The sequence below is a fragment of the Pseudoflavonifractor sp. AF19-9AC genome (genome assembly GCF_003478995.1).
GTDB lineage: Bacteria > Bacillota > Clostridia > Oscillospirales > Oscillospiraceae > Lawsonibacter.
Genome location: NZ_QUGI01000004.1, coordinates 70,830 through 94,454, shown reverse-complemented (window position 1 = coordinate 94,454; position 23,625 = coordinate 70,830). Strand labels below are relative to the sequence as shown.

The following is a 23,625-nucleotide window of genomic DNA, read 5'->3' as shown; positions in this document are numbered from 1 at the left end:
TCCATTTATTCCGGGACCTGTTCCTGGCCCTGACCGCTCCAGAACGCCGCCGCGCTCTCCCCTGCCGCCCGGCCGGTAGCCCAGGCAATCTGCAGGTTGAATCCGCCGGTGTAGGCGTCCACGTCCAGCAGCTCGCCCGCCAGATAGAGCCCCTCCGCCTTTTTGGAGGCCATGGTCTTGGGATCCACCTCGCTCACCTTTACACCGCCTGAGGTCACGATGGCCTCTGCAATGGGCCGGGGTCCGCGGATGGACACAGAAAACCGCTTGAACAGCTCCAGGAGCCTTCTCCGCTCCTCACGGGTCAGATCATGGGCCTTCCGCTCAGCCGGAATCTCCGCCCGCGCCAGCAGCACAGGAATCAGCAGCCGGGGCGCCAGCGCCGCCAGCACATGGTCCATATTCCGGTTGGCGTTTTCCGTCAGCTCCCGCACCAGACGGGCATCCAAAGTGGGCTCATCCAGTGCCGGTTTCAGGTCAATGAGGCAGGTATATTGATCCTTCTGGAAGTCCCGCATATGGGCGCTGGCCGACAGCACCAGCGGGCCAGACAGGCCAAAATGGGTGAACAACAGCTCTCCCTGGTCCCGATATATGATTTTACCCTTCCGGTTTCGCACCGTCAAGACCACATTTTTCAGGGCCAGTCCCTGCATTGCCCCACAAAATTCTTCTTCCGACTCCAGGGGAACCAGGGAGGGGCGGGGCTCCACAATGGTGTGTCCCACCTGGGCTGCCATCTCATAGCCGTCTCCGGTGGAACCGGTGCCGGGGTAGGAAGCGCCTCCGGTGGCAAGGATAACTCCCTTACAGAAAACTCTCCCCGTCTCGGTCTGTACGCCTGTCACCACACCCTCTTCACAGCAGAGAGAGAGGGCCCGCTCCTGCCGGACAGGGACCTTCAGCCGCCTCAGCTCATGGAACAAAGCGTCGATAATATCCGATGCATGATCCGACTGAGGAAAGACCCGATTTCCCCGTTCCACCTTCAGGGGGACCCCCAGCTTGGTGAAAAAGCCTTCCACGTCCTCGGGCGTGGTACGGCTCATGGCACTGTATAAAAAACGGCTGTTGCGGGGAATGCTGGCCAGCGCCTCCTCCACCGTGCAGTGGTTGGTCACGTTGCACCGGCCCTTCCCCGTAATATAGAGCTTCCGCCCCACCTTGGGGTTGCGCTCCAACAGCTCCACCTGCGCTCCCTGCCGGGCGGCGGTGATGGCCGCCATCATGCCCGCGGCTCCGCCGCCCACCACCAGCAGGGGCTCTTTTCTCTCTGTCACTCCTGCACCTTCTCGTAGACGCCGTACTCATCCCAGATCTGCTCCAGCATCTGGAAGGTATGGGTCAAATCGTCGTTCTTCTTCCGGCTCACCGCCACCAGCAGGGCGTTCACCAGGGACAGCGGCGCCACCAAAGAGTCCACAAAGGACGCCATGTCGCTGCGAGCCTTCAGGGTGTACTTGGAGCAGGGCACCAGGGGCGAGGCGTCGCTGTCGGTGATGGCCACCGTGGTGGCTCCCCGGTCCTGAGCAAAGCGCATGGCCTGGACAGTGCGGCTGGAGTACCGGGGGAAGCTGACCCCCAGCACCACGTCGCCCTCGCCTACCCGCAAAAGGCTCTCAAACACCTCGCTGGTGGTATTGGCAGTTACCTCCACCACATTGTCCAAAATAAGCTTCAAGTAGAAGGTGAGGAAGGTCGCAATCGCCGTGGAGGAGCGCACGCCCATAATGTACACCTTTCGTGCGGAGACGATGGCGTCCACCGCCTTCTCAAAGTGCTCCCGGTCCAACTCCTCCAGGGTCAGCCGAATCTTCTCAATGTCCGACTGCAGCACCATGGACAAAAGGTCCTGATCCCCGATCCGGTCATTGGTCACCTCAATGCGCTGCACCGAGGTCAACCGGTTCCGAATCATCTTTTGCAGGGATTTTTGCATGTCCGGGTAGCCGTCGTAACCAAGTTCGGCGGCAAAGCGCACAACGGTGGATTCGCTGACGTTAACCTTCTTTCCCAGACGGCTGGCTGTCATAAAGGCAGCCTTGTCATAAGAATTCAAAATATAATTGGCAATCCTCTTTTGCCCCTTGGAAAAGGTGGCCATATTCTCCTGAATCACGGTGAGGATGTCACGATTCATCTTTCCATCATCTCCCAGCCAAATTTGTCTGCGGCAAAGAAACTCACTGATATATCATACCTTGTCCCCGCAAAAAATGCAAGCGCTTTCTGCAAGAATTTCATCATCTCTTGCAGAAAGCGCTTTTTTCACGGACCAGTTTCGCCCCAGAGCGCCAGGATCTCCTGGCTGGTGAGCTCCCGCCATTGGCCTGGCGACAGGGTCCGGTCCAGCATCAGCTCGCCCTCCCGAATCCGCTTAAGGCGCAACACTTCCAGTCCCGCCTGGGCGCACATGCGGCGCACCTGGCGGTTCTTTCCCTGGGTAATGACCACAGACAGCTGAGAGACACCGCCAGTGGTTCGCCCCCGCCGTACCCGCGCAGGGGCCAGCTTTTCCCCGTCCAGTTCCATGGGACCAGACAAGATCGGCAGGGCCCGCTTCACGTCGCCGGTGACCCACACCAGATACTCCTTTTCAATGCGGTAGCTTGGATGAAGCAGGCGGTTGGTCAGTTCTCCGTCATCCGTCATCAGGAGCAGTCCCTCAGAGTCCAGATCCAGCCGTCCCACCGGCCACACCCGTGCCGGGCATCCGGCCACCAGATCAGCCACCGTCTTTCTTCCCTTCTCGTCGGATAGGGTGGTCACATAGCCCCGGGGCTTATGGAGCATGAGATAGGTCCGCTCTCCCCCCGGCCGCAGGCTTCGGCCGTCCACCTGCACGTCATCCCGGTCCAGGTCCGCCCGGTCCCCAAGGTGGGCTTTCTCCCCGTTGACGGTGACCCGACCAGCGGCAATCCACTCCTCCGCCGTCCGCCGGGAGGCCAGGCCACAGGCGGAAATCAATTTTTGCAGCCGCTCTTCCACGCTCGGCCCTCTCCCTTCTCCTATTCCTAACCGGGCAGCATTCCGGCTATTTTATCCCAAAATCGTTCCCATCCGCTGGGGGTTCGCAGGCAGCAGTCCACATCTGTGATGACCACCAGAGGAATCCGCAGCTTCTCCTCCCCGTTCACCCGGTACACAGCCTCACCCAATACGGTACCCTGTGCCACCGGCGCGGTAAGGGCAGTCTGGTCCAATACCAGCTCCCGCTGGATCTCCTCTCCCCTAGCGACGCAGAGCCTGGCCGCTTCCCCGGCAGACACCCCGCAGAAAGGTGCAAGCCCACCCGAGACAGGCAGCCGGCACAGGACTTCTCCCTCCTCGGCCAGCAGGCAACTCTCATACCCGGCAAATCCCCGGTCAAAAAGCGCGGCGTGGTCTGCCCAATCGTTGGGTGCATTTAGAGTAACACAGATGAGGGTCATCCCGTCCCGCTCAGCCGCAGACACCAGCGTACGCCCGGCCTTTTCCGTATAGCCGGTTTTCATGCCCACACAGCCCTCATATTGCCAGAGCAGCTTATTGTGGTTGGTAAAGACCCGTCCTCCCAGAGCCACCGACTTGGTGGCCACAATCTTGGCAAGGGTATCGTTCTCCAGACAGGCCCGGGCCAGCAGAGCCATGTCGTAGGCCGTGGAATAGTGGCCCTCATCATTAAGTCCGGTAGGATTTGTAAAGTGACTATCCTTCATACCAAGTTCCGCTGCCTTGGCATTCATCTTCTCCGCAAATGCCTCCACACTTCCGGCACACGCCACGGCCGCCAAGGTGGCGGCATCGTTGCCCGACTGGAGCAACATGCCGTAGAGCAGCGCCTCCAGAGTCACCTGCTCCCCGGGGCGCAGATAGATGGAGGAGCCCTCCGCTCCGGCCCAATCGGACGGAACGGTGATCTCCTCCTTCTGATCGTGGCCCGATTCCAACACGACCAGAGCAGTCATCAGCTTGGTAATGCTGGCAATGAGCCGCGGCTCATGGGCGTTTTTCTCATACAGCACCGTCCCGGTTTCTCCGTCCATAAGGATGGCGCTGGCCGCGGAAATCTCCGCCGCTTGAACACGGGGAACGGGACTCAGAATCAGAAACGCGGCCACCGCCGCAGCAATCACTCGCTTCAACTTCCGTCACCTTCCTGAGCTTCAGATGACGTTAGTATGCGATTCATTTCCCCTTCCCTCTCCCGGAAGGTTTCGGAAATTCAGCGGCTTTCAGTCAGCGAACTCGCCCTGAGCCGCCTGCTGCTCCTTCTTCTCCTGCTGCTTGGAAATAAAATCCGTCACCTTATCCACGACCTCGGGCACCGTGTCAATAACCCGGTCCACCGTGGTGGCAGGAGGAGGCGCCACGGGCAGCAGCTTCACATTGCCATCCCGAATCACCAGGAAGGCCACCGGCTCCAGCTTGGCGCTGGCTCCGCTGCCGCCGCCAAAGGCGTTGTCGCCTCCCATCTGCTGCTTCTTGGTGGAAAATTCGGTTCCTCCTCCGGCCACGCCGAAGGACAGGCGGGAAATGGGAATAAGGGTGACGCCGTCCGCCTCAATGGCAGTGCCCACCACGGCATTGGCGTCCGCCATGGCCCGCACGCTCTCCAGCGTGGTCCGCATCAGCTCACTCAAGGGGTTGTTCTTTTCCATAATCAGGCCGCCTTTCTCTGCTGTTGTTCCTGTTTTCTCCGGCCGCGCACCCGGAGGAATGTCCTCAGGGCTCTGCATCCAAAGTACAGCCCCAGCCACACCATCTGCCCCACCTTCAGGGACAGGGAAGCCAGAGCATATATGGTGATCTCCCGGGCGTCAAAGTCTACCTGAGCCACAGCTTTGCCATCCCGCAGATCGAAGGTCTCGTTTAGGGTGCCCCACAGGACACCCAACGCTCCATTGGCCTGTCCGTAGCGCATGGCCGCATCCGCCGGGTCATCTGCGCCCACAGTGACCTTTAACCGGAGCTTGTCCACCCGGATTTTGCGGCGGAATTGCCCGGCCGCCTCCAACAAAATGGGCAGCAGCGCCTGGGCATAGTCCAGCGCTCCCCCCACCTGTTCCCGAAAGCTGGGTTCCGGCCCGCTCTCCTTGGGCTCTTTCTCCTTGGGCGGATGGGCGGGCTTGGCAGGCTTGCTTTTCTTCTTCAGGGGATACACCGGAATCTGCCAGGCCGCCGCTCGCAGCCATACCCGCAGGCCCTCAGCCCGGTACTCCGCCCCCACGCCCAGCTGAATCTGACCCAGCAGCCAGAATACGGCCAGGATCAGGATGAGGATCATAAGTCCTCTCATGTCTCCTCCTTCCCGGCATCGGGCCGGGCGTCAGCCTCCTCCGTCTGGCTGCCGTTTTCCTCCTCCCGGAGCCTGGCCACCGCGGCCTCCAGCTCCAGAGTCATCTGGCTGCCCTCCTGGGAGGAGTTGGGCAGCTCGGGCAGCTCCTCCAGGCTGGAAAGCCCGAAGGAACGGAGAAAATTCTTGGTGGTGCGGAACAGCACCGGGCGGCCGGGCACCGCCAGGCGGCCCGCCTCCTCAATGAGCTCCCGCTCCAGCAGCAGACCTACCGTGTAGGAGCTGTCTACGCCCCGCACCTGGTCCACATAGGCCCGGGTCACCGGCTGGTAGTAGGCGATAACCGCCAGCACCTCCAAAGCGGGCTGGGACAGGCGGGCGGGCTTGCGGCTCTCCAGGGTTTTCCGGATGTAGTCCGCGTACTCCGGAGCCGAACACAGCTGGTAGCTGGTCTCCAGCCGCAGCAGGCGGATACCCCGGCGCTCATAGCTGTACTTGTCCATCAGCTGCTGGGCTACCGCGTCCAGAGTGGGGCGGTCCACCTCCAGACCCAGGCACAGCCGTTCCACCGGCACCGGCTCACCCGCCGCAAAGAGTACGCCCTCCAGGGCAGACTCCAATTCCTTGATTTCCAAGTTCTCTGTCTCCCCTCTCTCAGTAGCGGTCTGTGGTAAATTCCGTAGGCTCCTCCGACTCCGTCTGGGTATAGGTGACGGTACAGTCCTCCTCCGTCCCCGCCAGACGCACCCGTCGGGCCTTGCACAGCTCCAGCACCGCCAGGAAGGTGGCCACCACCTCAGAGCGGCTGCGGTTTCCCTTAAATAATGCCCGGAATCGGGTCACTCCAAACTGCACCAGACGGCGCAGGATCTCTCCCGCCTTATCCGCCACCGGATAGGGCTCCCGGCCCACAATGCCCTGAAAGGCAGTCATGGGAGGGGGCAGCTTGTTGTCCGAACGGCTGAGTACAGCGGTGATGGCCCGGCGCAGGTCCTCTTTGTCGTGGACGTAGCGGTAGGTCTTGTCCGGGGTAATGGGCTCGGGCACCTTGGTAAGATAATCCCGGCCATAGCGATAGCGATCGTCCAGAGACGGAATGATCTCTTTGATTTTCAGGTAGTTCTCGTTTCGCTGGTGAGCTTCCAAGGTGGCAATGAGCTGTTCCATCTCACTGAGGACTTCCTCGTCGTGGATGGACAGCAGCATTCTGGTCTTAATGTATATGAGGTGGGAGGCCATGGTCACAAATTCGCTGGCAACTTCCAGATCCAGCTCCTTGCGCTTGTTCATCCACTCCAGGTACTGGTCCAGGATGAGGGAAATCTGGATATCCTTGATCTCCATCTTGTTCTTGCTGAGCAAGTGTAAAATCAAATCCAGAGGACCCACAAAGTCCTCCATATTCTCTTCTCTGGCCTTGACCACACCAGTCAGGTGGTAAATGGGACTATCCAACGATTCACCCCACCTCAACAATTTTGTCAAAATATTATATCAGTTTGGGGGGTAAAACACAAGCCGCAATTTCCCTTCCGCCTTGCAGGTCCAGGCAGAACGCGGGGATTTCCTCCCGACTGAATCAGTCTCCGTCTTTTGCCGACCTGAGGGATTCCCAGGACCGGTTTTCTATCTCGCATAGGTCAACCCGGCATCCAGAAACGTATCAAAGCAGACGGAATCTACCACTTCCCCAAATTGACTGTCATATACGACGATGTTCAGTCCGCGGCTGTTTACGCTCTTCTCCTCCCCGTTGATGACAATGCTGCTGGTATTGCCGGCGCTGTAACCCGCGCTTTTCACATAGTAGTTTACCCCATCCGGAAGCGTTCCTCGAAATTCCAAAGCATCCCCGTCCGGGTGGTCTCCTTCACCGGCCAGCGCCTCATAGACCACGGTTCCGTCCTGCCAGATTCCAAGAAAGCTTTTTCCATAAGCATCCTGCCCGGTCAGTTGACTCTGGAATCCCATCTCGCAAAGCTGATTTTGAAGCTGGGCATCAAATGCCTTTGTCGCCTCGTCCTTTACAGAAAGGATGACCGTGTATCCGTCCTGGTTTGCTTGGATCTCAGACAGATAATCCGTCAAATTCTGGGCGTACCAGAGCTCCTTATTTTGCTTTTTCCGATTGTACGCTTCCAGCAACTGATCCAGATCCTGATATTCCCGATCGCCCCTCCGGTCAGGCAGGTTATAATGCTCCCACAGATATTCTCCCAAATAGGCGCTTACTTTCTCTGCTCCCTTAAACGTGGTGTGGTTGAACTCATATAAATCGGTGGTGTAATCCAGTTGGATTTCTTCTACCATCGACGGCAGATTAAAGTCAATGTAAGGAATCCCGTTTTGAGCGGCCCAGGCACTGATCGTCTTATAGGCTCCCGGCCAATCTTCCACCGCGCAATCAACGGGCGATTTAAAGAGAACCAGTTCAATGCCTTCTTCTTCACAGAGCTCACGGATTTTTTCTAGGTATTCCAAGGCCAGCGGGTCAAACTCAACGGGTGCAATCGTCTCGTCATCCGTCGGCAACGGCTGGGCCGGAGACGCCGGCAAATACTTCCCGGCCACCAGGACGTACCCTCGGAAAAAATCGGTATGACCGTGCATAAAATCAAACTCCGAGAGTTCCGTGTACCGCGAATGATACTTTAGAATGGGAAACATATAACTCAGCTTGGAATCCTGGAGATATCCGTCTTCGCAAAGCTGAATGGCTTCTTTCTTCGCCGACGGGCTGCTCAAACTGTCAATGGTCTTTCTGTAGTACGCCTCACCCGGCTCTTTAAACAACTCATATACTTCAAATAAAACAACGCTAATCTGCTGCTTTTTTACGGCTTCCTCCAGCCAAAGATAGGAGCACATCACCGGGTTCTGCTCAAAGCCCGCACAATATGAGCTGATTCCATAGTCCTCATACAGCTCCATAGGGGAAAAGCTGCGAATCGTCTGGCTGGAACCCAGCGCCAACACGTCAATGGTATTGTCTTCCAGAGAAAGAAAATCCCTGGCCCGATATGTATTTGCCCAAAATGCAATATCCTTCGAGTGCGACAGCACACTATTTATGCCCGACCAAAGAATCAGCAGGCAGCACAAAAAGGCAATTGCCTGCACCAAATGCTTCCACTTTCCTGCCTTTCCCATGGATCAGAATCCTCCATAGATAAAGTCTGATGGATTATACCCTTCCCCGTACTTTCCGAAAATCAGGACCGCAGCGAAGAGCGCCAGCCACAAAAACCAGCGGCACACCAGGTTTTGCCGGGCAATCATGGCCCGCACCGAACCTTTCTGCTGATACTTGGAAATGACAAACAGCAGCAGAAGTCCAAAAATTAAAATCGCCATTTCTCGCCAATCCAGTCCCAGCCGGAGCAGAGAGCCGTCCATCAGCACCCACGGATTAAAAACAAAAGCGTTCTTCCACATGGTCAGGGCAGAGGTCAGGCTTGCCGCGGGCTGGACGGAAAATACGATGACAAACAGGAAGAAGGTTCTCAGCTGCCTCAGCACCGTCCAGCTCTCCGCCTGTGTATTGATGCGGAGGAGGATCGTCAGCTTTTCAAACAATGGCTTAAAGAGAATTCCCCCGGCAAGCACCACAAAGGTAGCTATCCCCCAGAAAATCCAGCGATAATTTCCTCCGTGCCAAAAGCCGGTACACAGCCACACCACAAGCAGGTTGCGGATGTGCTTCCACCGGGCGTCCACCCGGCTTCCTCCCAGTGGGAAATAGATGTAGTCCCGAAACCAGAAGGACAGGGTGATGTGCCACCGTCTCCAGACCTCCGCCATAGTGGTGGAAAAGAAGGGGGTGCGGAAGTTCTCCGGCAGCTCTATGCCCAACAGCTGAGCCGTCCCCAGCACGATGTCCGTTCCGCCGCTGAACTCCGTATAGAGCTGGAGCGTATAGGCAATCGCTCCCACCCAGACGTAGACACCCGTGGGCGTCCAGGTTCCCTCCAGGCCGCCGTTATAAATGGTATCAACGAGGACCGCCAAGCGCTCCGAAAGGACCAGCTTCTTAAACAGCCCCCAGAGAAACCGCTGCAGGCCAAAGCAGAACGTCTCATAGTCAAACCGATGCCCCTCCCACAGGGCGGCTGCGGTCTCGCTGTACCGCGTGATCGGGCCGGACATCATCTGAGGGAAAAAGCCCGCATAGAGGAGCAGACGCAGGGGATTTCGATCCGCTGCGATCTTCTTCCGGTACACATCCACCACATAGCTGACCAGCATGAGGGTGTAATAGGACATGGCCAGCGGCGCCGCCCAGCTCAGGTACTCCAAATGTAGTGACCATCCAAACAGCCTCGACAGGAAATTGACGTTCATGACGAAGAATGAGCTCTCCTTCATCACAATCAGCGCGGCAATCTCCAAGCCAATTACCGCTGCGCAGATCAGCTTTGCCCAGTCCGAATATCTGCTAAGCAGCCGCGCGCCCGCATAGACCAGAAGAACCTGAAGGGCAAACATCAGATACAAGCTCAAGCTGCTCCCAGCGATGATAAATAGGGTACTCCCCGTCAGCAGAATAAACCAGCGGCCTCGCCGTGGGCACACATAATAGAGCACAACCACAATCGCTGTAAATATAAAGAACCGAAAGGAAACAACAGACATAAAAAACCAACCGCCCTTTTGGTATTCCGACCGGACTTAACCCTTAGCATTTCATTTTATTATATATTCGCTCCCCCTCAAAAGCAAGCAGCCCGCCTGCGGTCGGAGCATGCCCGGCAATTTCAGCCACAACCGCCTAGCAAAGGTCCACGGGGCGTTCCCTCCGTCGGTACAGATGGTACGCGCCGATACAAAGAAAGATCTGAACCACAGAGGAGAGGGGCGTGGCCAGCCCGATGTGGAACAAGGTTATATGCTCCATTTGGCTGATCAAATAAACCGCCGGAATCCGTACGCAGAAGGCTCCCACCACTCCCTGCACCATAACAAACACCGTCCGGCCGCAGCCGTTGAAATAGCCGATAAAGCAAAACAGCACTGCAGTGAGCAGACAGTCAATGGCGTAGGCCTTGAGGTATTGGTGGGAGGCCGCAATGACCATCGGCTCCCGGGAAAAGACAGCCGACAGAACGGACCCGCCCAGGAGCGCCAGGGTCCCCATCACCGCCCCCGCCATCAGCGCGGTCACAATGCCGTAAAGCAGAGCCTTTCTGGAGCGCTGGGGCAGCCCGGCACCGTTATTCTGAGCCACAAAGGCGGAAATGGACTGCATGTAGGCAGAGGCCACCAGCATCAAAAAGACGCACACCTTTTCCGCCACACCCACAGCGGCAGACTCTGTGACCCCCATGCCGTTGACGATGATCTGGATAAACAGGAACGAGAACTGTACCAGCATCTCCTGCAGGGCGATGGGAACACCCACCCACAGGATTCCCCGGACGCATACCGGATCCAGGCGGATGAAGGATCTGGAAAAGGAAAAGGGCAGCTTCTTCCTTCCGATGAGGTACAAGGAACACACCACGCTCACCGCCTGGGCACTGACTGTGGCCAGTGCGGCCCCTGCCGCTCCCATGCCGAAGCCCGCCACCAGCACCAGGTCCCCCACAATGTTGATGACACAGGCCACAAAAACCGTAAACAGGGGCGTTTTGGAGTCCCCTATGCCCCGGAACACTGCGCCGATCACATTATAGGCCACAATAAACACCTTGCCCATGCCGCAGATCCGGATGTAAGCGCTGGTCTGGGCAAAGGCCTCCTCCGGGGCATGGAGGAAGCGGGCCAGCATGGTACTGCCGGGCACCACCAGGACTGTCAACACCAACGCAATGCCAGTGAACAGAACAATTCCCGTTCCGATTCCCCGGCCTGCCCGCTCCGTGCGTCCTGCCCCAATGGCGTTTCCCACAAACACCGTGACGCCCATGGTTAGTCCGGTGATCATCATAGTCACCAAGTGAAAAAACTGACTGCCCGAGGCCACCCCCGACTGTTCCCCGGTCCCGGCAAACTGGCCCACAATAATCAGATCCGCCGCCCCATAGGCCGCCTGCAGCAGCAGGGCCAGCACCACGGGAAACGCAAAGGTAATCAGTGTCTTTAAAATGGAACCCTGCGTCAGTGTCTGTTCCTCTCTCATCCTATCGGTTCTCTCCTTCCGGCAGCTGAGCACTTCCTGTGCCCAGCGCAACTTTCCCATCGGCAGGCGAAAAAATGAGCCGGATAAGAAAACGGGAATTCCACCCGCCATCTTATCCGGCTCATAACTTACGTGTTAATTGCCCTCCGATGAAGCGTCGCTATTATAGCACATCAAATCTTTTCTGTAAAGCCTTATTCCTTTTCAAATACTAAAAAATCTTATCTGCGCTGTCGCTGTACCACCAGGGCGTCCCATTACGGCGCTTGGATGCCGGAGAGAATCGTTCTCAAAAGCTCCTCACGACCGGTCCCCTTCTCCGCCGAGAAGGGAATCACCGGGACCTCCTCCCCCAGCTCCAGGACTTCCCGAATCTGTTGGAGATTGGGTTCAATTTCGCTCTTTTTCAGCTTGTCCAGCTTGTTGGCGGCCACCACCAGAGGACGGCCGGTGGCCTTGAACCAGTCGGCCATGGTACGGTCGTCCGCCGTGGGCTTGTGTCGGGCATCCACAATGAGCACCCCCAGGGTCATCAGCTCCGGATGGGCAAAGTAGCGCTCCATCAGCCGGCCCCAGCGGTCCCGCTCACTTTTGGCCACCTTGGCATACCCATAACCGGGCAGATCCACCAGATAAAAGGTCCGGTCAATTTTAAAGTAGTTGATATGGATGGTCTTCCCCGGTGCGGCACCCACCCGTGCAAAGTTCTTCCGGTTGAGCAGCCGGTTGATGGACGAGGACTTCCCCACATTGGAGCGGCCGGCAAAGGCCACCTGGGGCAGCTCGTCCCGAATAAAGTCCCGTTCAGAAGCCGCGGAGAGAACAAACTCCGCCTGATGCAGATTGACTTCCATTCCCTCCACCTCACTGACGCACTCGGACCGCAGTCCGGCCCTCTACCGGCGGAAGCACCGGGACGGAGGCATCCGTCCGCTCCGCAGGCGCGGCGGCATGGGGCAGCAGCGCGGTAGACAGCACCTGGTCCGCCCGCTCCACCAGCACGAACTGGAGGGCCTTCCGCACGGTCTGGTCGATCTCCTCCAGATCCTTGTTGTTATCGGCGGGGATAATCACCGTCTTGATGCCGTTTCGGAAGGCAGCCATGGTCTTCTCCTTCAGGCCGCCGATGGGCAGCACCCGGCCACGCAGGGTCACCTCACCGGTCATGGCCAGGCCACGGCGAACGGGGGTCTCCGTCAGAGCGGAGACCATGGCGGTGGTGATGGCGATACCGGCAGAGGGACCGTCCTTGGGCACGGCGCCCTCGGGGAAGTGGACGTGGATGTCCTTCTCCTTGTAGAAGTTGGGGGCGATGCCCAGCCGGTCGGCCTGGCTGCGGATATAGGTGAGGGCGGTCTGGGCCGACTCCTTCATCACGTCGCCCAGGTTGCCGGTGAGCTCTACCTTACCGGAGCCAGGCACTACGTTGACCTCCACCTCCAGCAGCTCGCCGCCCACGCTGGTCCAGGCCAGGCCGTTGACCACACCCACACGCTCCTCCAGCGCCTGGCGCTCGGGGTAATAGCGGGGCACACCCAGATACTCTTCCAGGTCTTTTTCTGTAATGCGGACAGACTTTACATCCTCTGAGACCACTTTCATAGCCGTCTTGCGGCAGATGGCAGCCAGCTTACGCTCCAGCACACGCACCCCCGACTCCCGGGTATAGGAAGCAATGACCTCCCGGATGGCGTTGTCCGTCAGCTTCAGCTGGGTGCGGTTCAGACCGTGGCGCTTCAGCTCCTTGGGCAGCAGGTGACGCTTGGCAATCTGCAGCTTCTCCTCGTCGGTGTAGCTGGACAGCTCAATGACTTCCATCCGGTCCAGCAGAGGACGGGGAATGGTGTCCGTGGTGTTGGCCGTGGTAACAAAGAGCACCTGGGACAGGTCAAAGGGCACCTCCAGGAAGTTGTCCCGGAAAGTGGCGTTCTGCTCCCCGTCCAGCACCTCCAGCAGCGCGGAGGCGGGGTCGCCCCGGTGGTCGTGGCCCAGCTTGTCGATCTCGTCCAGCAGAACGAGAGGATTGCAGCTGCCCGCCTGGCTGATGGCGTTGATGATACGGCCAGGCATGGCGCCCACATAGGTCTTGCGGTGGCCGCGGATTTCCGCCTCATCACTGACGCCGCCCAGGGAGATGCGGGCCAGCTTTCGGTTCATGGACCGGGCCATGGACATGGCGATGGAGGTCTTGCCAACGCCAGGAGGACCGACAAGGCAAAGCACTTGCCCCTTCAGTTCCGGAGCCAGCTGCTTCACCGCCACAAACTCCAGAATCCGCTCCTTGACCTTCTCCAGGCCGAAGTGGTCGTGGTCCAGCGCCTTGCGCACGGCGGCGACGCTGATTTTCTCCTTGGTGGTCTTGCCCCAGGGCAGCTCCAGGCACACATCCAGGTAGCTGCGCAGTACGGTAGACTCCGAGGAGCCGAAGGGCTGCTTGCTCAGCCGGTCCAGCTCCTTGTTGAGCTTCTCCCGTACTCCGTCAGGCAGGGTGAGCTGGGCAATCTTCTTCCGGTACTCCCCGATCTCGTCGTCGGAGTCCCCCTCCCCCAGCTCGTTCTGGATAGCCTTCATCTGCTCCCGCAGGTAGTAGTCACGCTGGTGGTCGGAAATCTGCTCCCGGGCTTTGTTCTGAATTTCCATGTCCAGAGAGAGAATTTCCACCTCCCGTTCCAGCAGGCGATGCAGCTTCTCCAGACGACGGACCGGGCGCAGCTCCTCCAGCACCGCCTGCTTATCGCTGTTGCGCATGGCAATGTTCTGGGCAATGTAGTCGGCGATATAGCCCGGGTCTTGACTGGCCAGCACATGGACCAGCAAGTCGGGAGAGATCTTGGGCGCCAGCTCAGTATAGTGCTGAAACAGCTCATAGGTGGAGCGCATCAGGGCCTCTACTTTGGGGGTACTCCGGGGAGCCGGGCTCTCTTCGATCTCCAGCACCTCAGCCTCCAGATAAGGCTCCTTCTGCCGGATTTCCACCAGCTGTCCCCTCTTCTGGCCCTCCACCATTACCCGCACATTGTCCCCGGGCATGCGGAGAATCTGCCGGATGTTGGAAATGGTGCCCACGGCATACAAGTCCTTCTGCTCCGGCACTTCCACGGAAATATCCTTCTGACCCACCAGAAAGACGGAGCTTCCCGCCGTAATGGCCTCCTCCAGCGCCTTCACCGAGGCATCCCGGGCCACTTCAAAGTGGATAAGGACGTTGGGAAATACCGTCAGACCCCGCAGGGCAATCACCGGCATGGTGCTGGACGCGGCCGTACTCTTCTCTTTGCTCATAAAAATTCACTTCCTCTCAGGGATAAATGACAGGGACGCCCCCAGAGCCCGCCGTTCCGGGGGCACCGCGGGGCGTCCGTATTAATTATCTGTTCTATGGGCAATCTCAGCCCACGTTGGTGCCGGGCAGTCCGCCCCGCTCTGCATGGAGGGACGCCTTTCCAAGGCGCACCCGCTGCTTCCGCTCCGGGTCCCGGGTCAGCTCCGGCTGGGTATGGTTCACAATGGAATCCCCGGTAATTTCCACCTTCACAATGGTGGGATCGGAGGGCACGTCGTACATGACGCCGTTCATGACCTCCTCCAGCACTGCGCGCAGGCCGCGGGCGCCGATGCCGCGGTCCACGGCCCGGTCTGCCACCGCCTCCAGAGCCTCCCGGGTGAAGTCCAGCTCCACCTGGTCATACTCCATCAGCTTCTGGTACTGCTTCACCAGGGCGTTCTTGGGCTCGGTGAGGATCTTCACCATCTGGTCCCGATCCAGGGACTCCAGCGTGGTGATCACCGGCAGACGGCCCACCAGTTCGGGGATGATACCGAACTTCAGCAGATCCTGGGGCTGGATCTCTGCCATCAGCTGGCCCACGTTGCGCTCCTTGCGGCTCTGAACCTCCGCACCGAAGCCCATGGACCGCTTATCCAGGCGGTTCTCAATGATCTTGTCAATGCCGTCAAAGGCACCGCCGCAGATGAACAGAATGTTCTTGGTGTCCACCTGGATGAACTCCTGGTGGGGATGCTTGCGGCCGCCCTGGGGAGGCACGTTGGCCACAGTACCCTCCAGGATTTTCAGCAGGGCCTGCTGCACGCCCTCGCCGGACACGTCACGGGTGATGGAGGTATTCTCGCTCTTCCGGGCGATTTTGTCCATCTCATCAATATAGATGATGCCCCGCTCGGCCAGCTCCACATCGTAGTCGGCGGCCTGCACCAGACGCAGCAGAATGTTCTCCACATCGTCACCCACGTAGCCGGCCTCGGTGAGGGTGGTGGCGTCGGCAATGGCAAAGGGCACCTTCAGCACCCGGGCCAGGGTCTGGGCAAAAAGGGTCTTGCCGCAGCCGGTGGGACCCATGAGCAGAATGTTGCTCTTCTGCAGCTCCACGTCCTCGCCGCCGCCGAAGTAGATGCGCTTATAGTGATTATATACCGCCACGGACAGGGCCATCTTGGCCTTCTCCTGGCCGATGATATACTGATCCAGTACGGCGTGAATCTCTCTGGGGGTAGGGATGACATCGGGGATGCTGTCATCCACAGGCTCCTCCACCGGGTCATAGCCCTCATCCAGAATTCCCATGCACAGCTGCACGCACTCGTTGCAGATATAGGCCCCGGGGCCGGCGATCATCCGGCGAACCTGGTCCTGGTGCTTGCCGCAGAAGGAACAGCGAATGTTCTTCTTATCGTCATTTTTTGCCATGGATACACCTCATAGAATCCGCCGAGACCTGTTGTCTCAGCGCTTATCGATCACCCGGTCGATGAGGCCGTACTCCACAGCCTCCTGGGCGGTCATGAAGTTGTCCCGCTCACAGTCGGCGGTGACCACCTCAATGGATTTGCCCGTGTTCTCAGACAGGATGCGGTTCATGCGCTTCTTCACGACTTCCAGCCGCTTGAGATGGATGGCCATGTCGGTAATCTGGCCCTGGGTACCGGCGGAGGGCTGGTGAATCATAATTTCCGCGTTGGGCAGGGCGAAGCGCTTGCCCTTGGCTCCGGAGGAGAGCAGGAAGGCTCCCATGGAGGCGGCCAGACCGATGCAGATGGTGGACACGTCACACTTGACGTACTGCATGGTGTCATAGATGGCCATACCGGCAGTCACAGACCCGCCGGGGCTGTTAATGTAGAACTGAATGTCCTTGTCGGGGTCCTGGGCCTCCAGATACAGAAGCTGGGCCACCACCAGAGAGGCAGTGGTGTCGTTGACCTCCTCGGACAGCATGATGATACGGTCGTTCAGCAGACGGGAGAAGATGTCGTAGGAGCGCTCGCCCCGGTTGGTCTGCTCTACTACATAGGGAACTAAACTCATGATCAATACTCCTTTTCGAGACGTGATACCAAATTATACCCAAACCGTGGGAAATCATTCCTCCCGTCCCGGTTCCGGGCACACACAAAACCCGTATCGGCTCCGGTATCTCCCTCTCCGTCAAGATACAGGCGCCCGGGGCGGCTTTTGCCGCCCCGGGACGTAATGAAGTTACTCGGCTTTGGTTTCCTCGGCCTGAGGCTCCTCAGCAGCCTCTTCCTTCTTCTTGGTCTTCTTGGCAGCAGCCTTCTTGGCCTTGCCGGGCTTGGCCTCGGCCAGGACCAGGTCGTTGGCCTTCTTCAGGCGCAGGTCACGCTTCAGATCCTCGGCGGGAACAGCGGCCTTCACCTGCTCCTCAGCCAGGCCGTACTGCTCGGCCAGACGCTTGATCTCGGCGTCGATCTCCTCCTGGGTGACCTCCAGGTTCTCAGCGTCGGCCACGGCGGTGAGGGCCAGCTCCATCTGAACCTGACGCAGAGCGGAGGGACGGGCAGAGGCCCGGACCATCTCGCCGTTCATGTTCATCATCTTCATGTAGTCATCCATGGAGATGCCCTGGCTCTGCAGCCGCATGGCGTAATCGTCCATCAGCTTGTCCAGCTGGACCTCCACCATGCCGTCGGGGATCTCGCACTCCATGTTGGCCACCAGCTGCTCCATGACGCCGTTCTCGAAGTCGGCCTGAGCCTGCTTGCTGCGGCGGTCGGCCAGCTTCTCGCCCAGGTCCTTGCGGAAGGCCTCCAGAGTCTCAAACTCGGACACGTCCTTGGCGAACTCGTCGTCCACCTCGGGAGCCTGGGGCTCCTTGACCTCGTTGACCTTCACGTGGAAGACCACGGCCTTGCCGGCCAGGTCGGCGTGATAGTCCTCGGGGAAGGTGATGTCCAGGTCCTTCTCCTCACCGGCCTTCATGCCGATGACCTGCTCCTCAAAGCCGGGGACGAAGGTGCCGGAACCCAGCTTCAGCTCGTAGTTCTCGCCCTTGCCGCCCTCGAAGGGAGTGCCGTTGTCAAAGCCCTCAAAGTCAATGACGGCGGTGTCGCCCTTCTTGGCCTTGCGCTTGACGCTCACCAGGCGGGTGGCGCGCTCGATGTAGGGCTTGAGCTCATTGTCGATGTCCTTCTCGGTGACCTTGGCCTCCTCCTTGGGAGCGGTCAGGCCCTTGTAGGTGCCCAGCTTGACCTCGGGACGGACAGAAACCAGAGCCTTGAAGGTGAAGCCATCCTTGCCCACCTCGACGACCTCCATCTTGGGGTAACCCACGTCGTCCAGGTTCTGCTCCTTCACGGCCTCCTCATAGGCGCCGGGATAGACGGCATTGATGGCATCTTCATAAAACACGCCGGCGCCGTACATTCCCTCGATGATCTTCCGGGGAGCCTTGCCCTTACGGAAGCCGGGAACGGAGATGCGGCCGCGGTTCTTCAGGTAGGCCTGCTGAACAGCAGCCTCGAACTCCTCGGCTCCAACCTCGATGGTCAGCTCGACCGTGCTCTTTTCTTTCTTCTCAACACTGGTGACCTTCATTTGTCAATTTCCTCCTGTCGGCACCGACCGCCTGCCACTGAGGCAGCCAGTCGCCGCTTGTTTTTACTTTCGCCACGATATTTTATCAGATTTGTCTCTGTTTGACCAGAGTAATTTTAAGAAATTTCCATGAATTTTTCTTCACGGCAGAATTTTTTCCGGCTGGAAGCCCAAATAGTCCGCCGCGACCAGGTGATATTCCACCTTTCCCCGCTGTCCGGACACCGCCAGGCGGTGACTTCCGCCGTGGAGATGGCCGTAATAGCAGCGCGTCACGCCGTACCGCTCCAGAAGGTCAATGATCTCCTGACAGCGGTAGCCCTGATACAGGGGCGGGTAGTGGAGGAAGCAGAACTTCTCCTTCTCTCCCCCGGCCTTCAGGGATGCCTCCAGACGGATGAGCTCCCGGTTGAAGATTTTCGCGCTGTGCTCGCCCCGGTCCTCCTCGTAGAACCAGCCCCGGGTTCCGCACAGGGCAATGTCGCCGTAAAAATGGCAGTTGTTATGGAGCAGCTCCAGGGTGGAAAACCCATTCTCCTGGAAAAAGCGGCGCATCTTCAGGGCGGTGGTCCACCAGTAGTCGTGGTTTCCCTTCATCAGCAGCTTCCGCCCCGGCAGACTGTCCAGAAAGGCGAAGTCCTCCCGGGCCTCCTCCAGGCTCATGCCCCAGGAGAGGTCCCCGCACAGCACCACGGTGTCCTCCGGCTCCACCGCCTCAAAGCCCCGGCGCAGCTTGTCCACGTAGCCGGTCCAGCCGCCGCCGAAGACATCCATAGGCTTGTCGCTGCTCAGGGAGAGGTGGGTGTCTCCAATGGCATAGAGGGCCATAGGCTCACTCCAGCATGGACAGCACCGCGTCCTCCATGCGCTCCTTGTCCACCTCCTGGGTGAAGCGGACCGCCTTGTTCCGCAGAGAGGCCAGAGGAGCGGGCGCGGGCAGGCCGGTCTTTTCCGCCAGCTGATCCAGGGCGTCCAGGCCAGGGGCAATTTCCTTCTCTCCCAGGGCCTCCAGCACGCTGTCGCAGAACTTGAAGGGGCTGGCGGTGGACACCACCACGCAGGGGGTGTTGTCCCCGGTCTCGGCCCGATACTGCTCCAGGGCGGACACAGCCACGGCGGTGTGGGGGTCAATGAGGTACTGGTACTTGCCGTACACCTGGCCGATGACCTTCTGGGTCTCCTGGTCGTCGCAGCAGTAGCCGCAGAACAGCTTCTGGATCTTCTCCCGCACCACATCGCTAACCTGGTAGCGGCCGGTGGCGTTCAGCTGCTCCATGTAGCCCTTTACCTCGTCCACATCCTGGGTCATAGCCAGCAGAAGCCGCTCCAGGTTGGAGGAGATGAGAATGTCCATGGAGGGAGACATGGTATTATAGAAGGTACGGTTCCGGTCGTAGGTGCCGGTACAGATGAAGTCGGTGAGGACGTTGTTGCTGTTGGAGGCACAGATCAGCTTGGCAATGGGCACGCCCATCTCCCGGGCATAGTAGGCGGCCAGGATGTTGCCGAAATTGCCAGTGGGCACGCAGACATTGATGGGCTGGCCGGCAGTGATCTTTTCGTCCCGCAGCAGGTCGCAGTAGGCGGAGACATAGTACACGATCTGAGGCAGCACCCGGCCCCAGTTGATGGAGTTGGCCGAGGAGAAGAAATAGCCCTTCTCTGCCAGGGTCTGGCGCAGCTTCTCGTCGGAGAAGAGGCGCTTGACGCCAGTCTGGGCATCGTCAAAGTTGCCCTGGACGGCGGCCACGCCCACATTGTCTCCCTCCTGGGTGATCATCTGCAGCTGCTGCACCTGGGACACGCCATCCTTGGGATAGAAGACCAGAATCTTGGTCCGGGGCACGTCCTGGAAGCCGGCCAGAGCGCCCTTACCCGTGTCACCGGAGGTGGCTACCAGAATGAACACGGTCTTGAACTCCTCCGTCTTGGTGAGGGAGGCAGTGAGCAGATGGGGCAGCATCTGCAGGGCCATGTCCTTGAAGGCACAGGTGGGGCCGTGCCACAGCTCCAGGCAGTGGGTGTTATCGTTCAGCGTCCGCACCGGAGCCACCGCAGGGGTATCAAACTTCGCCGGACCATAGGCGGCGCCGGCAAAGTCCGTGAGCTCCTTGACGGAAAACTCCTCCAGAAACTGCTTCATAATGTAAATGGCCCGCTGCTGATAGGACATACCCTTCAGATCCTCTAGGGCGCTGCCCGGAAGCTTGGGGATGTAACAGGGGGTCAGCAGGCCGCCGTCTGACGCCAGGCCCTGGGAAATGGCCTGGGAGGCAGTGAAGCGGACGGAAGTATCTCTTGTGCTGGTGTATTGCATCGTAAAATCTCCCATCTGTGTCAAACTGAAGCTGCCCGGGGGCAGCGCATACACTTGATATTATATTATGCCAGTTTCCCCTGGGAAGGTCAAGGGATTCCACCGAAAAACCAATCTGCGGCGCTCTGCCGCCCTCCCTGATCGTTTCCTGCCCCTCCTTTTCTGCCTAAAAAGGGGAAAGCCGCGCGGATACCGCGCGGCTTTTTCAATCAGTTTTGGGATGCGCCGCAGCGCCCAGCCAGATATTCAATGGCCTCTACATAGCCCTGGAAGCCCTTGCCCATGATGGTCTTTTCGCAGGCCTTTCCGGCGTAGGAGATCTGCCGGAAGTCCTCCCGGCTCTTCACGTCGGACAGGTGGACCTCCACCGCCGGCAGGCCTACTGCCTTCAGCGCGTCCAGAATAGCCACACTGGTGTGGGTATAGGCGGCGGGATTGATCACGATGGCATCCTCCCGGCCATAGGCGGCCTGGATGCGGTCCACAATGGCCCCCTCGTGGTTGGACTGGAAGCACTCCACCTCCACCCCAAGACGGGCACAGGTCTCCTCAATCAGGGCGATCAGAGCCTTATAATCCTGCCGGCCGTAGATGTCCGGCTCCCGGATGCCCAGCATATTCAGATTGGGTCCGTTAATGACAAGCAGCTTCATAAGCCAAGCCTCCTGATGATTTCCTCCACGGAGTCCTCTACCCGGTGGTTCTCTACTTCCAGGTCACTGGCCGCCTCATAGAGGGGCAGTCTGCGGCGGTAGAGCTCCTGCAGATTATTGGCCTGGGACACGGGCCGTCCTTCCACCGGCAGCAGGCTCACGTCCCGCTTGAGGAAAATGACAGTGGAGTTCTGCCGCATGGGAGCCAGGTTGTCCGGCTGGGTCACAATGCCCCCGCCGGCGGCGATGATCAGCCCCGACTCCCGGCCCACCCGGCACAGGGCGTCGTGCTCCAGACGGCGGAAGTACACCTCCCCCTCCCGGGCAAAGATGTCGGGAATGGAGCGCACCGTCTCCCGCTCAATGAGCTCGTCCAGGTCCACCAGCTGCCGCCCCAAACGCTCGGCCAGCGCCCGGCCCACGGTGCTCTTGCCGCACCCGGGCATGCCGATGAGCAGCAAGTTGCAGGTTTCTCTCTCCATCTCCCGGGTAATCTCCTCCACCTTGCTGTCGGGGAGACGGATCCCCAGGAAGAGCTCCGCCGCCGCCTTGGCCTGGGCCACCAGCATGCCCAGACCATTGGCCCGGCACAGGCCCCGTTCCTCCGCCTGGAGCAGGAACCGGGTCCGGGCAGGGTTGTAGATGAGGTCAAAGGCCCCCTCCAGCCGAGGGAAGCGGGACAGGTCCACCGGGGATGCGTCGGTGTTGGGATACATCCCCACCGGGGTAGCGTTGACGACGATCTGGGCGTCGGCGTGACGGTCCAGATTTTCGTAATTGTCCTCACCGGAGCGGGAAATGAATACAATCTCTCTCGCCCCCAGGTCTTCCAGCACCGTTTTCACCGTAAGGGACACGCCGCCGGTGCCCAGAATCAGGGCCTTCTTCCCCGCCACTTGGGCCCCGGCGGAACGGAGCATCCAGACAAAGCCGTCGTAGTCTGTGTTGTGGCCCAGCAGGGTGCCGTCTGCCCGGCGGACAATGGTGTTGACGCTGCCGATGCGCCGGGCCTGTGGAGTCAGCTCCTGGCAGTAGGGAATGACCGCCTTTTTATAGGGTATGGTCACATTCAGGCCCCAGAAGGCCCCGCTCTCCAGAAAGGGGCCCAGCTCCTCCGGCCGCAGCTCCACCAGGCGGTAGTCATAGCCCGCCAGGCGGCGGTGGATGGCCGGGGAAAAGCTGTGGCCCAGCTTCTCCCCAATAAGCCCGTACTCCAAGCCGCCCTCCATCAGCAGATGACCTCGTTATAGGTGCCCAGATAGCGCATCTGTTCACTCTCCGCCTCCAGGTCCCGGAACAGCTTCTCCACCTCGGGGGCGTACACCGAGGCGTCGATGTCGAAGTAGAACATGAACTCGAACTCCCGCTCAGGCAGGGGGCGGCTCTCCAGCTTCTGGAGGTTGATGTTCAGGGCGTAGAACTTGGCCAGTACATTATAAAGAGTACCCGGCTTGTGGGGCAGAGTGATCATGAGGGAGGTGCGATCCGCCCCGGGGTAGATCTCCAGCTTCTTGGAGATGCAGATGAACCGGGTGTAGTTGTTGTCCTGGTCCTGGACGTTCTCCTGGAGAATGTTCAGGCCGTAGTGCTCGGCGCAGAACCGGGAGGACAGGGCGGCCACGTCGGTGCGGTCGGACTCGGCCACCATGCGGGAGGCGGTGGCGGTATTCTCCACCACGGTAACCTTCACGTCCTTCAGCCCCGCCAGGTAGCCGGCGCACTGGTTGATGGCCTGCTCGTGGGAGAAAATCTCCTTCACCTGAGACAGGTCGGTGCCGTGCTTGGCCAGCAGGTTGTGGCTCACCTTCAGCCGGGCGGAGCGGACAATGTAGAAGTTGTGCCGCAGCATCAGGTCGTACACCGCCTTCACGGAGCCAGCGGTGCTGTTTTCGATGGGCAGGATGCCGTACTGGCACATGCCGCTCTCCACCGCCTTGAACACGTGGTCGAAGGTCTGGAAGTACATGATGGTAGGCGCCTTGAAGAGGCGGTCACAGGCGATCTGGGAGTAGGCCCCTTCAATGCCCTGGCAGGCCACCGTGGGCCGCTGGGGGAACAGGGACGGGGTTGTCTCCAACGCCTTGTGGATGTTGTCATAGACCCGGGAAGTACCGCCCACCCGTCCGTACTGATAGGAACGGCTGACGGAGAGGATGCTGCGGTACACCGACTGGGCGTAGTCAGCCAGCTCCTCCCCCGCCTGCTCTCCTACCTTGCCCAGCAGGGCACGCTCCCGGGCGGCGGCGTAGACCGGCAGGCTTTTGGCCAGCTTGTAGTCCGCAATTTCACCGGCGGTTTCCATGCGCTGCTTGAACAGCTCCACCATCTGCTTGTCAATGTTGTCAATGCGTTCCCGCAGTACTTCCAGCTCTTCACTCATGTTCTTCAGCCTCCTATTCAATCGATCGATAA

The 23,625-nt window shown here is 59.4% G+C and carries 21 protein-coding genes; all 21 read right to left on the bottom strand.

All coding sequences use genetic code 11. From position 1 onward, the window contains the following. Positions 1–5: 5 nt before the first annotated feature. Positions 6–1,280, bottom strand: a complete 1,275-nt coding sequence (locus DWX58_RS08175) for an NAD(P)/FAD-dependent oxidoreductase (protein ID WP_279229860.1) — start codon at positions 1,278–1,280, stop codon at positions 6–8. Next, positions 1,277–2,140, bottom strand: a complete 864-nt coding sequence (locus tag DWX58_RS08170) for a MurR/RpiR family transcriptional regulator (RefSeq protein ID WP_118642767.1) — start codon at positions 2,138–2,140, stop codon at positions 1,277–1,279. Before DWX58_RS08170 ends, DWX58_RS08175 begins: the two co-directional genes overlap by 4 nt. 128 nt (positions 2,141–2,268) lie before the next feature. Further along, on the bottom strand, positions 2,269–2,988 hold the full coding sequence (locus DWX58_RS08165; RefSeq protein WP_118642765.1) for a pseudouridine synthase: 720 nt from the start codon (positions 2,986–2,988) through the stop codon (positions 2,269–2,271). Between the two features lie 26 nt (positions 2,989–3,014). Beyond that, entirely contained in the window at positions 3,015–4,115 is a 1,101-nt protein-coding gene (locus tag DWX58_RS08160) for a D-alanyl-D-alanine carboxypeptidase family protein (RefSeq protein WP_243093388.1), read from the bottom strand. 99 nt (positions 4,116–4,214) lie between these two features. After that, positions 4,215–4,640, bottom strand: coding sequence for a GerW family sporulation protein (gene ytfJ / locus DWX58_RS08155; protein WP_118642763.1), 426 nt, complete (start codon positions 4,638–4,640; stop codon positions 4,215–4,217). 2 nt (positions 4,641–4,642) lie between these two features. Further along, entirely contained in the window at positions 4,643–5,278 is a 636-nt protein-coding gene (locus tag DWX58_RS08150; RefSeq protein WP_147382249.1) for a DUF2953 domain-containing protein, read from the bottom strand. After that, complete coding sequence (gene scpB, locus DWX58_RS08145) at positions 5,275–5,910, bottom strand: SMC-Scp complex subunit ScpB (protein WP_118642759.1); 636 nt, start codon at positions 5,908–5,910, stop codon at positions 5,275–5,277. Before scpB ends, DWX58_RS08150 begins: the two co-directional genes overlap by 4 nt. A gap of 19 nt (positions 5,911–5,929) precedes the next feature. Next, entirely contained in the window at positions 5,930–6,730 is an 801-nt protein-coding gene (locus tag DWX58_RS08140; RefSeq protein ID WP_243093354.1) for a segregation/condensation protein A, read from the bottom strand. Positions 6,731–6,901: 171 nt separating this feature from the next. Beyond that, positions 6,902–8,425, bottom strand: coding sequence for a hypothetical protein (locus tag DWX58_RS08135; RefSeq protein ID WP_118642757.1), 1,524 nt, complete (start codon positions 8,423–8,425; stop codon positions 6,902–6,904). Between the two features lie 3 nt (positions 8,426–8,428). Next, on the bottom strand, positions 8,429–9,760 hold the full coding sequence (locus DWX58_RS08130) for an MBOAT family O-acyltransferase (protein ID WP_243093386.1): 1,332 nt from the start codon (positions 9,758–9,760) through the stop codon (positions 8,429–8,431). A gap of 283 nt (positions 9,761–10,043) precedes the next feature. Continuing rightward, complete coding sequence (locus DWX58_RS08125; RefSeq protein WP_118642753.1) at positions 10,044–11,393, bottom strand: MATE family efflux transporter; 1,350 nt, start codon at positions 11,391–11,393, stop codon at positions 10,044–10,046. Between the two features lie 257 nt (positions 11,394–11,650). After that, a complete protein-coding gene (gene yihA, locus DWX58_RS08120; RefSeq protein WP_118642751.1) occupies positions 11,651–12,247 on the bottom strand; it encodes a ribosome biogenesis GTP-binding protein YihA/YsxC in 597 nt (198 codons plus the stop codon). Between the two features lie 10 nt (positions 12,248–12,257). Further along, positions 12,258–14,675, bottom strand: coding sequence for an endopeptidase La (gene lon / locus DWX58_RS08115; RefSeq protein ID WP_118642749.1), 2,418 nt, complete (start codon positions 14,673–14,675; stop codon positions 12,258–12,260). A 106-nt stretch (positions 14,676–14,781) separates the two neighbouring features. Further along, positions 14,782–16,098, bottom strand: a complete 1,317-nt coding sequence (gene clpX, locus DWX58_RS08110) for an ATP-dependent Clp protease ATP-binding subunit ClpX (RefSeq protein WP_118642747.1) — start codon at positions 16,096–16,098, stop codon at positions 14,782–14,784. A 36-nt stretch (positions 16,099–16,134) separates the two neighbouring features. Beyond that, positions 16,135–16,716 (bottom strand): ATP-dependent Clp endopeptidase proteolytic subunit ClpP, encoded by a 582-nt coding sequence (gene clpP, locus DWX58_RS08105; RefSeq protein WP_118642745.1) that lies wholly within the window; start codon positions 16,714–16,716, stop codon positions 16,135–16,137. Positions 16,717–16,887: 171 nt separating this feature from the next. Further along, positions 16,888–18,243, bottom strand: coding sequence for a trigger factor (gene tig, locus DWX58_RS08100; protein WP_118642743.1), 1,356 nt, complete (start codon positions 18,241–18,243; stop codon positions 16,888–16,890). A gap of 141 nt (positions 18,244–18,384) precedes the next feature. Continuing rightward, positions 18,385–19,071 (bottom strand): metallophosphoesterase, encoded by a 687-nt coding sequence (locus DWX58_RS08095; RefSeq protein WP_118642741.1) that lies wholly within the window; start codon positions 19,069–19,071, stop codon positions 18,385–18,387. A 4-nt stretch (positions 19,072–19,075) separates the two neighbouring features. Then, positions 19,076–20,560: a threonine synthase gene (gene thrC, locus DWX58_RS08090; RefSeq protein ID WP_118642739.1), complete on the bottom strand. Its 1,485-nt coding sequence runs from the start codon at positions 20,558–20,560 to the stop codon at positions 19,076–19,078. A 209-nt stretch (positions 20,561–20,769) separates the two neighbouring features. Next, positions 20,770–21,213 (bottom strand): type II 3-dehydroquinate dehydratase, encoded by a 444-nt coding sequence (gene aroQ / locus DWX58_RS08085; RefSeq protein ID WP_118642737.1) that lies wholly within the window; start codon positions 21,211–21,213, stop codon positions 20,770–20,772. Next, a complete protein-coding gene (locus tag DWX58_RS08080) occupies positions 21,210–22,442 on the bottom strand; it encodes a shikimate kinase (RefSeq protein WP_243093352.1) in 1,233 nt (410 codons plus the stop codon). The genes aroQ and DWX58_RS08080 overlap by 4 nt, the downstream gene beginning before the upstream one ends. Then, complete coding sequence (pheA, locus tag DWX58_RS08075; RefSeq protein WP_243093350.1) at positions 22,442–23,593, bottom strand: prephenate dehydratase; 1,152 nt, start codon at positions 23,591–23,593, stop codon at positions 22,442–22,444. Before pheA ends, DWX58_RS08080 begins: the two co-directional genes overlap by 1 nt. Positions 23,594–23,625 lie beyond the last annotated feature (32 nt).